This window comes from Burkholderia sp. AU31652 (genome assembly GCF_002223155.1).
In the GTDB taxonomy this organism is placed as follows: Bacteria; Pseudomonadota; Gammaproteobacteria; order Burkholderiales; family Burkholderiaceae; genus Burkholderia.
In genome coordinates this window covers 98612-113193 of the sequence record NZ_NKFG01000005.1, presented here as the reverse complement: position 1 = coordinate 113193, position 14582 = coordinate 98612, and the positions used below count along the sequence as shown (strand labels likewise).

The window sequence follows — 14582 nt, the reverse complement described above, 5'->3', positions numbered from 1 at the left end:
GTCGTCTTGGCCGGACGGCCAAAATCGCCTGCGGTCGGTGGATCGCATCTAGCATGAAAGATATTCGAAAGCATCTGCTTCAAGTATCGTCCACGACATCCGCCCACTTTCCGCATGACCCTACGCCATGAAAACCGTACCGGCCCGGCCGATCCCGGCCCCCTCTGCGCCATGAGCCGTTTTCGCGCCACCTACGACGGGCCCGCGCTCGAATCGTCGGAAATGGACGTGCGCGAACTCGCGCCCCGCACTGCTCGCCATCGGGGATCTGCTCGACGCATCGACCCGCGCGCTGTGCGGCAATCAGGTGCGGCCGCGGGTGAACGTGCGCGGCAGCTTCAAGACCGGCAGTTTCGGCATCGACTTCACGCTCGCGACGTCACTGCTCGGCCGCATGCGCGACATGCTGAGCGGCAACGAAGGCACGGCGCTCGCCAATGCGGTCACGATCCTGACCGCGCTCGGCATCGCCGCGCCGAAGGCGGGAAAGGGGCTCTTCGCCGTCCTCAAATGGCTGCGCGGGCGCGAGATCCTGCAGGTGCAGATGCAGGACCACACCGCCATCCTGCACGTCGAAGGCGACACCCTCGAAATCGACCTGCCCGTCCTCACGCTGCTGCGCGACGTCGGCGTGCGCCATGCGACCGAGCAGGGTTCGCCCTTCGCGCGTGCCACCCCGAATGAACGCGCTCGCGTGATGGCAGACGCAATCCGCCTGCGCCCGGCGTCCGCTGCCGGCCTGCCATTCCTGCGGACGCTGCGCCGGCTCACGATGAACGCGCACCTGCAACGGGTCGGCACACCGACCGACGACACAGCGCACGACCACCTCATCCGCTGATGCGGTACACGCGCCGGCGCCCTTCACGCGTCGCCGGCCGACTCCTCGACGATCCAGTCCATGAACGCCTGCACTTCCGGTCGTTGCGTGGCACCGGGCCGCGTGACCGCGTAGTAGGCGAACCGCGCGGGCCACGGTAGATCCAGCACCTGCTCGAGTCGCCCCTCGGCAATTTCGGCACGGGCGTATTGCTCCGGCACCAGCGCCAGGCCCTGCCCGGCTTCCGCGGCGCGAATCAGCAGGAAGTCGTCCTCGAAGGCTGAGCCGCGCGCGGCACGCGGCTCGTCGGCCACACCGTGCGCGGCAAACCAGAGCGGCCAGTCGGCCCGGTCGGCGTCATGCAGCAGCGGATATTTCAGGCAATCGCCGGGCGCCTTCAACCCGGCGCGCTTCGGGATCAGCCCGCGACCGGCCACCGGCACCAGCACGGGCGCCATCAGCCGCTCGACGTCCAGCCCCGGGTAGTCGCCCAGGCCGTGACGCACAGCCACGTCCACGCGATCGCGTCGAAGGTCCGCCAGCGCGGACGTCGCCTCAACATGCACCTCGATATCCGGATGCCGCTGGTTGAAGCGCCCGAGGCGAGGGACCAGCCACGAGGCGGCGAAGGTCGCCACGGTGCTGACGGTCAGCGTCCGGCGCCCCTTGCTCGCTTCCAGCGTCTCCACCGCCGCGTCGATCCGCGCGAACGCATCACGCAACGACGGATGAACACTCGTGCCGGCTTCCGTCAGGCGCAGCCCTTGTCGCGTCCGCTCGAACAGCGTCACGCCGAGCCGGTCTTCCAGCAACCGGATCTGCTGGCTGATCGCGCCGGGCGTGACATGAAGCGCCTCGGCGGCAGCCTTGATGCTGCCGCGCTGGCCGACTTCGACAAAGGTACGCAGCGCCTGCAACGGGGGAACAGCGGTCATGGGATTTAGCCTGCCTAAACTCATCGGGCATAAATTATCGCTTTTCCCGTTGCAACGCGTAGCCGAACATTCCGCAAGCGCACACGAAACACGCGCGCCATCAGATTTAGTCCGTCTAAATCAAAACCGCCATGATCGATCCCGGCGTCGGCCGGTCGCCCGACAGCGTCAACGCAGCGACCGCGCGCCAGGACTCGCTCTTCCCGAACCGCCACACCGTCACTGACCATGCATGCCATGAATGCCTCGCAAGCGCCTACCGGCGCGGTGAATCCGGCCTTTTCCGCCCACCCCGGTTATCGGCGCATGTTCGCCGCGAACCAGCTGACCCTCGGCATCTTCCTGCCGCTGCGCGCCTACGACGGCGACATGCGCGTCCTGACCGGGCAGGCCGACCTCGTTACGGAAATCGACCGCCGCGGCTTTGCCGCCGTATGGGTACGCGACGTGCCGCTGTTCGACCCGTCGTTCGGCGATGCGGGGCAGGTCTTCGACCCGTTCACCTACCTGTCCTTCCTCGCCGCCCGAACCACGCGCATTGCGCTCGCCACCGGCAGCGCAATCTTTTCACTGCGCCATCCGATCGACCTGGCCAAGGGCGCGGCCACCATCGACCGGTTGTCGGGCGGCCGTCTCGTCATGGGCATCGCGTCCGGCGACCGGCCCATCGAGTTTCCCGCCTATGGGCTCTCGCATGCATCGCGCGGCGAACGGTTCGCGCACGCAGTCGCCTATTTCCGCAAACTGATGCGATCAGGAAACCTGACGATCGAATCACCGCTCGGCAGCTTCGACGGTGCGGAACTGCTCCCGAAGGCAACCACCGGCGCGGTACCGCTGATCGTCACCGGCGCATCGGGCCAGTCGCTCACGTGGATCGCCGAGCACGCGGACGGCTGGCTGACCTATCCCGGCGATTCGCACACCGGCGCCGGCCCGCTGCGACTCGCAGAAAAAATCCGCGCGTGGCGCGCACTGATTCCCGACGGTGGATTCCGGCCGCACATGACCAACGAATGGATCGACCTCGTGGACGATCCCGATCACCCGCGCACGCCGCTGCGCGGCGGGTTCATCCTGCGGACCGGCCGCAACGGGCTCATCGCGCTGCTGAACGAATGGCGCGAGGCGGGCGTGAATCATGTCGCGCTCGGTATCCAGTTCTCGCAACGGCCCGCGGCGGAGATCATCCAGGAACTGGCCGAGGAAGTACTGCCGCACTTTCCGTCCCATGACGGGCCGGCAGCGATCACGACGGCGTGGTAGCCGAGCGCGCGCCGGCCAGCACGGCGATCGGCTCCGGCCTGCGCCGGCAATCGGTCAATGCGGGCTGGCCGGCTGCGATCGCGCCCGCATGCCACCCGCGTCGGCCGCCCACCGACCTCAATCCACTCGCCGCCACACCGAGATCGGTATGTCGCCGTTCGCACGCGGCGGAACGCGGTAGCTCAGCTCGCCGTCCTTCAATTGATAGCTTCGCGTCTGCGTTTGCCCGATCCAGTTCGGGTACGACGAATTGACGATGTGAAACGCAAGCTTGTCTTTCGCGGGATCGACGGTCAGCGTGCCGTAGTGGGTGCTCGAGCCGAGCACGGCGTCACGGAATTCGTCCGGCGTGCCGGTCGCCTTGTCGTTCGACGCGAAGCGCGGGCGCTCCGACTTGAAGATCTGCAGCGAGTAATTCCCGTGCACGTCGATCAGCAGCAGCCCCTTCGGATCGGCGCCATAGTCGCGGCCAACCGTGCCGTCGGGATGCTGTACGTCCGCCGCGACCAACGTCCATGTCCCCGCGAGCGACGGCGCGGCCGATGCGTCGCCGGGAATCATCGAAGCGGCCAGCAGCATGCCGGGAAAGCCTTGGCGGAATATCGAGCGGATGTTCATTCACTGTCCTCGTGAGAAAGAAGGGAAGCAACCTCACGGGGCATCCGCAGCCGCGTACGGCGCGCATCCCCGTGAACCGGAACGACCGGTTCACTTGATGGTAGCGACGGGAATATGCAATAAATACGATAATTCGAAATCGATTTATAAGAAAAACCGAATCATGACGCTCCCGAATCTCGACATGGATGCGCTGCGCACGCTGATCGCCGCGGATCGGCTCGGCAGCCTCAACCGCGCCGCCGACCGGATCGGCCGCTCGCAGTCGGCGGTTAGCCAGCAGATGCGCAAGCTCGAAACGCAGATCGGCCAGCCGCTGTTTCGCCGCCAGGGGCGCGGCCTCGTGCCGACCGAGGCCGGCGAACTGATGCTGTCCTATGCGCGCCGCATTCTCGAGCTGAACGACGAGGCGGTCGGCGCGATCCGCGGCGCGGCGATCGAAGGGGCCGTGCGTTTCGGGCTACCGGGCGACTTCGCCGAATCGTGGCTGCCCGTCGCGCTCGGCCAGTTCAAGCGCACGCACCCGGGCGTGCGCGTCGACATCGTTGTCGACGGCAACGGCGTGCTGCTCGACCGGCTCGACGGCGGCGAACTCGACGTCGTGCTCGCGATGGGCCGCGGGCATCGTGCCGACGCCGAACATCTGGTCACGCTGCCGATGGCGTGGATCGGGCCGCAAGGCATCGACGTGCGTCCGCGCGCGGGCACGCCGCTGGATCTCGCGCTGTACAAGCCACCATGCCTGTTCCGCAAGGCCGGCACCGATGCGCTCGACAAGGCCGGGATCCCGTGGCGACTCGCTTACACGACCGGCAGCCTGCAAAGCCTGTGGGCCGGCGTCGCGGGCGGATTGGGCATTACGGCGAGAACGATGGTGGGTGTGCCGCCAGCACTGCGGCAGCTTGGCGAGCGCGACGGGTTGCCGCCGCTGCCGTCAGTGGACGTGTGCCTCCATGCGGGTGGAGGCGATGCGCCTTCCGCGCTCGCGAGCCTGAAACGCGTCGTGGTCGACACGCTGATCGCCAATCTCGCGGATGCGCAGAAGGTGTCCGGCCGGCGCGCCGCATGATCGGCCACGGAGGCGTGCGGGATTCGGCACGGCGCCCTTTGACCTGCGGCCCGTCATCGGGAATGATGCGCTGCGGGGGGCGACCTTCCCGTCGACGATCCCGCCTTCCCGAACGAACGAGCCCGCACGATGACACACGCAATCCGCCTGCGCCCGGCGTCTGCCGCCGACCTGCCGTTCCTGCTGACGCTTCGCAAGCTCACGATGACGGAGCACCTGCAACGCGCCGGCATGCCGACCGACGACGACGCGCACGACCGGCGCATCCGCGCGCACTTCGACGATGCGACGATCGTCTGCGAAGAAGACGAAGCCATCGGCTTGCTGAAGGTGACACGCGCCACCGACGAGTGGCACGTGCACCAGATCCAGATCCTCCCCGCGCATCAGGGTCGGGGCATCGGCGAAGCCGTGCTGAGCGCACTCCTGAACGACGCCGCACGCGCGCACGTGCCGGTGTCGCTCAGCGTGCTGCACGGCAACCCGGCGCGGCGGCTCTACGAACGGCTCGGCTTCCACAGCGAGTCGGAATCCGACACGAGCGCGAGCATGATCTGGCGCGCGTGACGTCCGGCGTTTCGACGCCGCCGCGTGACTGCATCACTGCGTGATCTTCGCGTCCTTCAGCAGGTTGCCGATCATCTGCGCACTCGCCTTCTCCACGGCAGCCGCCTGCAGTTGCTGCTGGAGCCCCGGCTTCGCGGTCGCGAAGCCCGGCACCTGCGTCGGCCGCTTCGCATCCAGCTTCACGATCGCCCGCACGCCGTCGACCGGAATCGAATCGTTCGTCACGGCGCCGACCTTCAGTTTCTCGAGCGCCTGCGCGACCGGCAGCGGCAAGCCGGACGTCTTGCCTTCCGTCGCCGGCGTGTGGAAGCTCACCCACGGCAGCTCGCCGCCGGTATCGCGGCTCGGCGCCATGCTGTACTGACGCGCCAGCCCTTCGAACGACTTGCCCGCCTTCAGCTCGCTGAGCACCGTCGCGGCCGTCACCGGATCCTGGACGATGATCAGGCGCGGCTTGTACTCGTTCTTGCCGAGCGCGGCCACGAGTTCGTCGTAGCGCGCCTTGACCTGTTCTTCGGTCACCGGCTCGGGCTTCACGTTGTCGCGCAGATACAGCTGCACTTCGGCATTCGTTTTCGCCTGTTGCACCGCCGCCTTGACCTCGGGCTTGTCGGCATAGTTCGCCTTCTCGGCGGCCTGCTGAACCAGCACGCGCGTGATCAGCTGATTCTTGATCGCCTGGCGGATCTGCGGCGAGTCCGGTTGCCCGGACGCGCGCAGCAACGTATCGACGTCGGCCTGGGTGATCGGCGTACCGTTGACCGTCGCGACGGTCGCGACGGCCGGCGCCGTCTCTGCGTGGGCAGTCCCGCTCAGCGCGCCAGCCAGCACGGCGATCAGCAACAGGCGGTTCGGGGTGGTTTTCGTCTTCATCTTTTCGTCACTTCGGCTCAAAAAACGCGGCAGGGGTTGCCGCGCACATGCACCGGGGCAGCAATGCGCCGGCGCAACCCGTCAGTCGATTCGGTTCATCGTCGTGGCACGCGCAGTGCCGCCGATGCCGCTGTCATTGTGCCCTTATCGGGTTTTCCGTGTCGGGAGGTTCGGGACAGCCGCCCGGCGGGCGGTGAGGCGCGCGTTGCGCACGCCGGTCATTACGAACGCGTGATGTGGAAATTCTGTGGAAGCGCCATGGAAATCCCGCGAAACCGCGATGAATCACATCATGGCGTCGCGAGCCCGGCCGCCGACCGAGGTCGAGGCGGCCGCGCATGCCTCATCAAAGTCAGGGCGTCCAGCGATACACGGTGATGCTGTTCCCTTTCACGTTGTTCTTCATCACCACGTACTCGCCGTTCGATCGGCGGTATGCGCGGATGCTGTACATCGCATCGATCGCGCTGCTGGTATCGACGGTCGCGGGGCTCGCGTTGACCAGCGTGGTGTCGAGCTTGCCGGTGGTGAGGTTGAACGCGTCGACGTTCGGCCACAGCGGCCCGCTGCTGCTGAACCAGTAGCCGACGAACAGATGGTTGCCCACCGCGTCGATCGATTTCGCGCCGCTGTGCGGCAGCGTGATCACCGGGTCGGGCTTCGTCGTGTTGCCCGCGCTCCAGCCGTGATACACCTCGATGCGCGTACCGATCGACGTCCAGTCGTTGCTCCCGATGGCGCCCTGCGCGAGCACCATCGTGTCGCTGTCCGCGAGATAGACGATGCGCGTGAGCGGCTGGATGCTGTCGGGCACGCGGGTCGCGACGCCCGGCCCCCACGACGGCTTGCCGCTCGCGTCGAAACCGGTCAGCGGGTAGTGGGTAATCGCGCCGGTCTTGTCGAGGCCGGCCCACACGCCGCCCTTGCTGTCGATGCTGAAGCCGCTCGTCACGCGCCGCGTCGTGTTGAACGCGGGGCCCGGGATCGAGCCGTCCGGGATCGCGATATAGCCGTTCGCCGCGTTGAAGTGGAAGAAGTAGAAGACCGGCGGGTTCTGGCCCGCCGCGACGAGAATCCGGTTCGCGCCCACCGACGTGAGCAGCCCGAAATGCTCGCCGCGCTGCGTGTCGCTCAGGTTGATGCGCGGATCGGCCGGATACGTGAACGGATCGACCGTGTTCGCGACGAACGTGCCGCCCGCGCCGCCGCTATACACATGCGTGCCGCCGTAGAACAGCGCGCCGTCCGTGACCGGGTCCGGCGCGGCGATCCCTTCGAAGTTCAGCGACTGCAGCGTCCACCGCAGGCTGCCGGTGCTGCTGTACGCGTGAATGTCGGTCGCGCCGTTGCGGCCGAGATCCCAGCTGCCGCCCCATGGATTGTTGAGCACGTAGAGATTGCCGCCGGTGTCCTTGCCGAGCCCGACGATGCGCGTGAAGCGCTGCGCACCGACCTGCCCCTTGATGCCCGTCGTCGTGTCGAGATAGCCGCCGCGCACGCCGAACGTGCCGGCCAGCGCCGGCCGGCCCGACACCGTATAGCGCTTGATGTTCTGGTCGGGGCCTTCGTCGCCCACCAGCAGCTGGCCGGCCGCCGCATCGAAAACCAGTGCCGACGGCTCCGACCCGGCCGGCATCCGGATCGTGTTCAGCAGCGCACCGGCCGGGCTGAAGCCGGCGATCGCGCCCGCACTCTTCTGCGCGACCCACACGTTGCCCGCGCCATCCACCGCGAGCGCACCCGGCGCCGATACGCTGATGTCCCGCTGCCACACGCCGTCGGTGGTGAATACGCGCACGCGATTGCCGTAGAAGTCGCTCGCGTAGAGCAGCGAGCCGGCCGTCGCGAGCCCGGTGACGACGTCGATGCGCGGCTGGTTGGTCGCCGCGCTGACCTGGATGACAAGATCGCGATACTTCGTCGCGCGGTTGTAGCGCCCCACCGCGCCGCTGCCGTATGTTTTGCCGGGCTGCAGCGCGACGAACAGCGACGTCGCGTTACCGGTGATCGCGCTGCCCTGAAACTCCGAGTGCGTGCCGATCGAGCCGACGCTCTTGCCGTTCTGGTAGATCGCGACGCCGCCCTCGTCCTCGTCCCACATCGACGCCGTATAGATCACGCCTTCGGGCGCGACCCACATCGCGCGCGCGACGTTGCCGACGTGGGCCGCGAGCGTGCCGTACGTATTCGCCAGCCAGTCGGTGGTGTTGCCTGCGTAAACGGCGGGAGTAATCGCGGCGATCGCTGCGGCGAGAAGCGCAGCCTGAAACCGTTGTCTGGCGACCATGACGGATGCTCTCCTGAATGGTGCGAACATTCACATGAAGGGCCGGCCGGATGGCTTGAAAACCGTAATGCGTAAATTCTTCCCCTGAATCATCCGGCGCAGTCGGTATTACGTGCAGCATGCGTTCGATAATACGCAGCGCGAGAATAGCGTTATATAAATCGAAAAAAATTGCGAATCGCTCGTGGCATTGCGATTTTCACGGGTTCGGCTCCAATGGCATTGCCCGTGACACCCAAGCATGCTTATGGCGAGCGCGACTGCGCGACAGTGAATGGTCACTTACACGTCGAATCCGGGATCGGGAAAATCAGGCTTTCGCGTACCTGGGGGAATATCGCCGTGTGTTCAACGACGACGGATTGAAATGGCGAGCGCCAGGTATCAATCAGGGAATCGAGGAAAACGACCGCGTTCAAGACGGAATCGTCGTCCCAAAAACAAATCGCCGGCCTGAATCCGTTTCGAATCCAGGCCGGCGATTATCCACTACCGGGAAGCAGCCAGCGCACCCCTATCGCTGCGCTGCCGCACTGCTGCACATCATGCCGATGCCGAGGTCTCCGGCGCCTTCACCTGCATCGCGCGTCCATTGCCCGGATCGTTGTCGTCACGCGGGTCGTCGAGCTGCCCTTCCCACTTCGCGACCACGGCCGCCGCGATCGAGTTGCCGACCGCGTTGGTGGCCGAGCGCCCCATGTCGAGGAACATGTCGACGCCCATGATCAGCAGCAACCCGGCTTCGGGCAGGTTGAACTGGTTGAGCGTCGCCGCGATCACGACCAGCGACGCGCGCGGCACGCCCGCCATCCCCTTCGACGTGACCATCAGCATCAGCAGCATCGTGATCTGCGTGCCCAGCGGCAGATGAATGCCGTACACCTGCGCGATGAACAGCACCGCGAACGTGCAGTACATCATCGAGCCGTCGAGGTTGAACGAATAGCCGATCGGCAGCACGAAGCTCGAGATCTTGCGGTTCACGCCGAAACGGTCGAGCGCGTCCAGCAGCTTCGGATACGCGGCCTCGGAGCTCGCCGTCGCGAACGACAGCAGGAACGGCTCGCGGATCAGCCGGATCAGCGTGAACGCACGCTTGCCGAGGAACGTCACGCCGGCGAGCGTCAGCACGCCCCACAGCAGCGCCAGTGCCAGATAGAAGCTCGCCATGAACTTCGCGAACGTGAGCAGGATGCCGAGCCCCTGGGTGGTGATCGTCGACGCCAGCGCCGCGAACACCGCGACCGGCGCGAACCACATCACCGCGCCCGTCACCTTCAGCATCACCTGCGCGAGATCGTCGATCACGCCGGTCAGGCGCTTGCCCGACTCGCCGAGCGCCGACAGCGCGGTGCCGAAGAAGATCGAGAACACGACGATCTGCAGGATTTCGTTGTTCGCCATCGCTTCCGCGATCGACTTCGGCACCAGATGGACCACGAAGTCCTTCAGCGTGAAGGCGCCCGTCTTCAGGCCGAGGGACGCATCGGACGCCGGCAGCGGCAGGCTCAGATGGCTGCCCGGTTGCAGGATCGTGGCGGTCAGCAGGCCGAGCAGCAACGACGTGAACGACGCGATGAAAAACCAGCCGAACGCCTTGACGCCGACGCGGCCCACGGCACTGCCGTCGCCCATCTGCGCAATGCCGACGGTCAGCGTCGCGAATACCAGCGGCGCGATGATCATCTTGATCAGGCGCAGGAATATGTCGGACAGCAACGACACGTAGCCGGCGACCTCCTTCGCCATGTTCGGGTCGGGAAACGCGCTATGACAGGCGTAACCCACTGCGATTCCAAGAATCATCGCGACAACGATGTACTTGGTGATGTTGTGCTTCTTCTTCATTAGTAATCCAAATCACAAAGCGTATGTTGCTAACGGCTGGCACATCTTCCGCGCCCGGCTACGAATCGAAACCCACGTCTCTCTGGGTGCGACGAGTCCGCCATTGGCAGTCGCCATGGCGGACAAGGGGGGGCATTCTAACGCAAATGGCCGCCCGGCTTTCGAATCTGAAAGTCGAGGGGGTTGATCTGCGTCCGGATGCCGTGGAAAAGTCGGGTTTTGTCGCGATCCAGCCCGCATCCTGCCCCCGCCGACGAGGGTAATCGGGCCGCATCACCGGTCGCACCGGGCTCGCCGCGCTCCATGCACCGGCGACAGGAACCCTATCGCCGGACTCTCCGCCTCCGCGGCGGCATCGCACCGCGTGACGACACGGTGAACGATCGCGACACATGTTCACAAAGATGCGCAGACCTCGACACTACGGTACGTAATGCTTCTGTAATATTTGGAAACGATTCGCGGTGACGCCCCGCCCGGGCGTCGATGCGCGATCCCGCATCGACAACGCGGGACCAGGTTCGAGTCATTGCTTTCAACAGGCGGACACGCTCATTTTATCAGCAGTCCTGCCCAATGAATGATCGGGGAAAGGCGGCATCGTGATGAACATTCTGTATACCAACTTCCACGGCGACTACGGCGGCGGCCAGGACACCTACGTCCGTGATCTCGCCGCCGCGATGAGCCGGCGTCATCGCGTGACCGTCGCGTCACCGGAAGGCAGCCGCCTGTCGCGACTGTTGAAGGACAGTCCCGACGTGGCCATCTTCGACATGGAATTCAAACCGCGCTGGAACCGGCTGTGCCAGGAAATCCTCCGGCTGCGCCAGCGGATCGCAGCCGAGCGCTTCGACGTCATCCATGTGAACGGCTCCGCCGATCACCGGCAGGTAATGCTCGCGCTGCTCGGCTGCCGGTATCGGCCCGCCGTCGTGCTCACCAAGCACAACACCTACCGCGCCGACAGCTTCGGCAACGTGCTGCGCGCACGCCTCGCCACCGACCACACCATCGCGGTCAGCGACTACGTCGCGGGCATGCTCGCGCTCCGGTCGCCGTACGGGAACGTCACCGTCGTCAAGCACGGCGTGCGCCGGCAGGCCGCCGAACGACTGGCCAGTGACGAAATCCGTCGCCGCAAGATCGCGCTGTTCGGGCCGTCCGCCGCGGACGCGATCGTGCTGGGCAGCAGTGCCGGCACCGCGCCGGAGAAAGGCTGGATGGACCTGATCGCGGCGCTGGGCCGCCTGCCCGAACACGAGCGCGAGCGGTTTCGCGTGCTGCTGGTCGGCGCGGAGCCGACCGCCGAGCAACGCGAACAGATCGCGCTGCACCGCATGGCCGCGCGCACGGCTTTCACCGGCCGGCTCGACGACGTGCGGACTCCGTTCTCGATCATCGACGTGTCGTTCGTGCTGTCGTACCACGAGAGCCTGTCGTATGCGTGCCGCGAAGCGATGTCGCTCGGCTGCCCCGCGATCGTGACCCGCGTGGGCGGGCTGCCCGAAAACGTCGAGCCGGGCGTGGACGGCTGGGTCGTCCCGCCGCGCGAGCCCGAAGCGATCGAGGCCATCCTGCGCGCGATCGTGCGCGAGCCCGGTTGCGTGCGCGCGATGGGGCGCAGCGCGCGGCTGAAGGGCAAGCGTGAATTCTCGTTCGAACGATTCATCGACGCGACGCTGTCCGTCTATCAGAAATCGATTCGCCACAACCCGTATCGTCGGGTGACATCCATGAGGTCCGTTTAATGGCAATGAATATCTGGAAGAAGTACTGGGACCTGCGCACGCAGGAGTGCCCGTGTGACGTGCACTTCGTCGAATGGCTGGAAACCGCGCGCCTCAACGGCATCCGCATCTATCACTTCGGCACCGGCGGCCATCACCATGTCGGCGTGGAATGCGCGCGGCCGCACCTGAACAACACGGTCTTTGGCGTGACGGCGTCGCCGAAGGAATACAAGTCGTACGTCGATCTCGTCACACGGCAACCGGAGGTAAGCAAGACCTATCTGGCCTATTTCGGCGACATCTACACGAGCAATTCGGATCTGCTGCCGGCGTTCGACGTCGTCACGCTGTTCCATCTGTGCGAATTCCGCGACGAGACGAACAGCCGCTACGGCGCGAAGACCGACGCCGAAGTGCTCGACCTGTTCGCACGACACACCGCGCGCGACGGCCACCTGCTGTTCTACAAGGGCTCGTCGGCGTACCGGAAGGCCGAGCCGATCATCGAGCAATGGGCGGCGAATGCCGATTTCGTCGAAATCGGCGACTTCAAGACCCTGCGGATTTTCCGCAAGGCCGCGTAATTCCCCGTTCCCGCGACCCGCTCATGCTGCTGCCCGCCACGCGCTACCCGATCCTGATGTATCACCAGGTCCGCACGCCGCCGCCACCGCCCGACCGGCTGCGCAGCCTGAGCGTCGCGCCCGATGCGTTCCGCCGCCAGATGACGCTGTTCAGGCGGCTCGGCTACCGCGGCCTGAGCGTGCGCGAACTGCAGCCGTACCTGCGGGGCGAGCGCAGCGGGAAGGTCTTCGGCATCACGTTCGACGATGGCTTTCTCAACGTGCTGACGCATGCGATGCCCGTGCTCGATGCGCTCGGCTTCACCGCGACCTGCTACTTCGTTGCCGGCCGGTTCGGCGGCGAGAACGACTGGGATGCGGCCGCCGATACCGCACGCTCGCCGCTGATGTCGCACGCGGACATGCTCGCTTGGCGCGATCACGGCCATGAAATCGGCTCGCATACGCTCGACCACGTCGCGCTGTCGCACGTGCCGGCGCACGTGTCGGAGGTTCAGATCGTCGAATCGAAGCAGCGGCTCGAAGCGTTGAGCGGCCAGACGGTCGAATCGTTCTGCTACCCGTACGGCGATCTGGACCCGCGCGTGCGCGACCAGGTCGCCGCCGCGGGTTACCGCAACGCGACGACGACCCGGCGCGGCTGCGCCGATATGCGCGACGATCGGTTCCTGTTGCCACGGATTACAGTCGCGGGCGGCGTCGGTGCGATGCGGCTGTGGTTCAAGTGTGCGAAGGCGCGGGTTCAGCGGCGCAGGTAGCCCTCGCTATTTCGGCCGCTGCCTGCGGAATGCAAGCAGACCAGTCAGCGCGATTCCCATAAACAGGAACCATCCCGGCGTGAGCGTCGTCCAGCCTGCGGCGACGCTGCCGATGAAGTTGCCGAGCATCCCGCCGATCGCCCACGAAATCGCGCGGACGCCGGACCGTACGACCACGCACGTCATACGTCCCCTTCGTCCATGCGCTCACCGCTGGAAAGCCCTGCGCATCTGCTCGCCAGCCACGTCGAACACCCGACGGGCTGTCGGCGTCACGCCGGCCATATGAATGCACGCATGGATCATCCGGGCAGCACGACGCAATCGACCGGCATGATCAGCGGCTCCGTTCCAGGAACGGCAGCAGATGGCCGACGAACGCGTCGGGCGCCTCTTCCATGATGAAGTGGCCGCAATCGGGCACGACCGCGCCCTGCAGATCCGTCGCGTTGTCACGCATCGTGACCAGCGGTGCATCGCCGGTCGCATGTTCGGCACCAATGGCGAGCACCGGCATTGTCAGCTTCCGCTGCGACCGTGCCTGGTTCTGCCGGATCGTCTCCGGAATCGCGCGGTAATAGGCGAAGCCGCCGCGCAAGCCGCCCGGCGCCGAATAGGCGTCGATGTACACATCGACGGCCACACAATCGCGCCGGAACGACCACCGGTTGAACATGAACTCCAGATAGGCCCGTTCACGTCCCGCAATCAGCGTCTCGGGCAGATCGGCCAGCTGGTTGAACATGAAATGCCAGAGGAAGATGTTCTCTTCCGGCGGAGCGAAAATCGACGGCGCGGGCGCCAGCCCGGGGATCACCGCCTCCGTGAGCGCCAGCGACGTCACGGCCTCGGGGTGATCGCTCGCCAGCGCGTAGGCCACCCACATGCCGACGTCGTGGCCGGCCACCTGGTACACATCGAAGCCAAGCTGCACCATCACGCGATGCAACGTGGCCGCCGTGCGGCCCGTGTCGTAACCCGCATCCGGCCGGTCGGAATAGCCGGTGCCGGGCGGATCGACCGCGACGGCCATGAAGCCGCGCGCGGCGAGCGCCTGCATCACATGACGCCAGGCATACCAGGTTTGCGGCCAACCCGGAATCAGCAGGACCGGGGTGCCCGCGCCGGCCGTGACGCAGTGAATGCGCTGGCCGTCGATGCGCACGTATTGATGATCGAAGCGTTGAGCGTCGGCCGACGACGACTGAAGTTGAGCGGACATAT

General features: G+C 66.0%; 14 protein-coding genes. 7 read left to right on the top strand and 7 right to left on the bottom strand.

Translation table 11 applies throughout. The features are described from left to right. Nucleotides 1-319: 319 nt before the first annotated feature. Nucleotides 320-841: a hypothetical protein gene (locus tag CFB40_RS39495; protein WP_373452682.1), complete on the top strand. Its 522-nt coding sequence runs from the start codon at nucleotides 320-322 to the stop codon at nucleotides 839-841. A gap of 23 nt (nucleotides 842-864) precedes the next feature. Here CFB40_RS39495 and CFB40_RS17960 read toward each other — a convergent pair whose 3' ends face one another. Continuing rightward, nucleotides 865-1755 carry a LysR substrate-binding domain-containing protein gene (locus CFB40_RS17960; RefSeq protein WP_089428643.1) on the bottom strand — a complete coding sequence of 297 codons (891 nt, stop codon included), beginning with the start codon at nucleotides 1753-1755 and terminating at the stop codon, nucleotides 865-867. Nucleotides 1756-2061: 306 nt separating this feature from the next. Here CFB40_RS17960 and CFB40_RS17955 point away from each other — a divergent pair, with 306 nt between their 5' ends. Continuing rightward, a complete protein-coding gene (locus CFB40_RS17955; protein WP_218828885.1) occupies nucleotides 2062-3021 on the top strand; it encodes an LLM class oxidoreductase in 960 nt (319 codons plus the stop codon). Nucleotides 3022-3138: 117 nt separating this feature from the next. Here the strand turns inward: CFB40_RS17955 and CFB40_RS17950 are convergent, their stop codons facing one another. Continuing rightward, on the bottom strand, nucleotides 3139-3639 hold the full coding sequence (locus CFB40_RS17950) for a lipocalin-like domain-containing protein (RefSeq protein ID WP_089431940.1): 501 nt from the start codon (nucleotides 3637-3639) through the stop codon (nucleotides 3139-3141). A 163-nt stretch (nucleotides 3640-3802) separates the two neighbouring features. Here CFB40_RS17950 and CFB40_RS17945 point away from each other — a divergent pair, with 163 nt between their 5' ends. Both CFB40_RS17945 and CFB40_RS17940 read left to right on the top strand, forming a co-directional pair. After that, entirely contained in the window at nucleotides 3803-4708 is a 906-nt protein-coding gene (locus CFB40_RS17945; protein ID WP_089428646.1) for a LysR substrate-binding domain-containing protein, read from the top strand. A 129-nt stretch (nucleotides 4709-4837) separates the two neighbouring features. Further along, a complete protein-coding gene (locus CFB40_RS17940; RefSeq protein ID WP_089431939.1) occupies nucleotides 4838-5275 on the top strand; it encodes a GNAT family N-acetyltransferase in 438 nt (145 codons plus the stop codon). Between the two features lie 33 nt (nucleotides 5276-5308). On the opposite strand, the gene CFB40_RS17935 is transcribed toward CFB40_RS17940, so the two are convergent. The 3 genes from CFB40_RS17935 to CFB40_RS17925 all read right to left on the bottom strand — a co-directional run bounded on the left by CFB40_RS17935 (nucleotide 5309) and on the right by CFB40_RS17925 (nucleotide 10283). Further along, nucleotides 5309-6148 (bottom strand): peptidylprolyl isomerase, encoded by an 840-nt coding sequence (locus CFB40_RS17935; protein ID WP_089428648.1) that lies wholly within the window; start codon nucleotides 6146-6148, stop codon nucleotides 5309-5311. A gap of 352 nt (nucleotides 6149-6500) precedes the next feature. Further along, the gene (locus CFB40_RS17930; protein WP_089431938.1) at nucleotides 6501-8435 is read right to left on the bottom strand and encodes an SMP-30/gluconolactonase/LRE family protein; all 1935 of its coding nucleotides are present in this window, start codon (nucleotides 8433-8435) and stop codon (nucleotides 6501-6503) included. 543 nt (nucleotides 8436-8978) lie between these two features. Beyond that, nucleotides 8979-10283: a dicarboxylate/amino acid:cation symporter gene (locus CFB40_RS17925; protein ID WP_089428650.1), complete on the bottom strand. Its 1305-nt coding sequence runs from the start codon at nucleotides 10281-10283 to the stop codon at nucleotides 8979-8981. A 605-nt stretch (nucleotides 10284-10888) separates the two neighbouring features. On the opposite strand from CFB40_RS17925, the gene CFB40_RS17920 reads away from it, so the two are divergent. From CFB40_RS17920 to CFB40_RS17910, 3 genes are read left to right on the top strand one after another with little or no spacing between them, the layout of a single operon-like run. Next, nucleotides 10889-12034 (top strand): glycosyltransferase, encoded by a 1146-nt coding sequence (locus tag CFB40_RS17920; protein ID WP_089431937.1) that lies wholly within the window; start codon nucleotides 10889-10891, stop codon nucleotides 12032-12034. Beyond that, nucleotides 12034-12600, top strand: coding sequence for a hypothetical protein (locus tag CFB40_RS17915; RefSeq protein ID WP_241025846.1), 567 nt, complete (start codon nucleotides 12034-12036; stop codon nucleotides 12598-12600). The genes CFB40_RS17920 and CFB40_RS17915 overlap by 1 nt, the downstream gene beginning before the upstream one ends. A gap of 23 nt (nucleotides 12601-12623) precedes the next feature. Beyond that, the gene (locus tag CFB40_RS17910) at nucleotides 12624-13358 is read left to right on the top strand and encodes a polysaccharide deacetylase family protein (protein ID WP_089428652.1); all 735 of its coding nucleotides are present in this window, start codon (nucleotides 12624-12626) and stop codon (nucleotides 13356-13358) included. Between the two features lie 6 nt (nucleotides 13359-13364). Here the strand turns inward: CFB40_RS17910 and CFB40_RS39110 are convergent, their stop codons facing one another. After that, a complete protein-coding gene (locus CFB40_RS39110) occupies nucleotides 13365-13487 on the bottom strand; it encodes a hypothetical protein (protein ID WP_256976831.1) in 123 nt (40 codons plus the stop codon). Between the two features lie 208 nt (nucleotides 13488-13695). Beyond that, a complete protein-coding gene (locus CFB40_RS17900) occupies nucleotides 13696-14580 on the bottom strand; it encodes an alpha/beta fold hydrolase (protein WP_089428654.1) in 885 nt (294 codons plus the stop codon). Nucleotides 14581-14582 lie beyond the last annotated feature (2 nt).

Bases quoted from the DNA above. Each gene is read 5' to 3' on its own strand.
- CFB40_RS17955 (WP_218828885.1), top strand. From the start codon at position 2,062: ATGTTCGCCGCGAACCAGCTGACCCTCGGCATCTTCCTGCCGCTGCGC.
- CFB40_RS17945 (WP_089428646.1), top strand. From the start codon at position 3,803: ATGACGCTCCCGAATCTCGACATGGATGCGCTGCGCACGCTGATCGCC.
- CFB40_RS17915 (WP_241025846.1), top strand. From the start codon at position 12,034: ATGGCAATGAATATCTGGAAGAAGTACTGGGACCTGCGCACGCAGGAG.
- CFB40_RS17960 (WP_089428643.1), bottom strand. From the start codon at position 1,755: ATGACCGCTGTTCCCCCGTTGCAGGCGCTGCGTACCTTTGTCGAAGTC.
- CFB40_RS17930 (WP_089431938.1), bottom strand. From the start codon at position 8,435: ATGGTCGCCAGACAACGGTTTCAGGCTGCGCTTCTCGCCGCAGCGATC.
- CFB40_RS17940 (WP_089431939.1), top strand. From the start codon at position 4,838: ATGACACACGCAATCCGCCTGCGCCCGGCGTCTGCCGCCGACCTGCCG.
- CFB40_RS39110 (WP_256976831.1), bottom strand. From the start codon at position 13,487: ATGCTCGGCAACTTCATCGGCAGCGTCGCCGCAGGCTGGACGACGCTC.
- CFB40_RS17910 (WP_089428652.1), top strand. From the start codon at position 12,624: ATGCTGCTGCCCGCCACGCGCTACCCGATCCTGATGTATCACCAGGTC.
- CFB40_RS17925 (WP_089428650.1), bottom strand. From the start codon at position 10,283: ATGAAGAAGAAGCACAACATCACCAAGTACATCGTTGTCGCGATGATT.
- CFB40_RS17920 (WP_089431937.1), top strand. From the start codon at position 10,889: ATGAACATTCTGTATACCAACTTCCACGGCGACTACGGCGGCGGCCAG.
- CFB40_RS17950 (WP_089431940.1), bottom strand. From the start codon at position 3,639: ATGAACATCCGCTCGATATTCCGCCAAGGCTTTCCCGGCATGCTGCTG.
- CFB40_RS17935 (WP_089428648.1), bottom strand. From the start codon at position 6,148: ATGAAGACGAAAACCACCCCGAACCGCCTGTTGCTGATCGCCGTGCTG.
- CFB40_RS17900 (WP_089428654.1), bottom strand. From the start codon at position 14,580: ATGTCCGCTCAACTTCAGTCGTCGTCGGCCGACGCTCAACGCTTCGAT.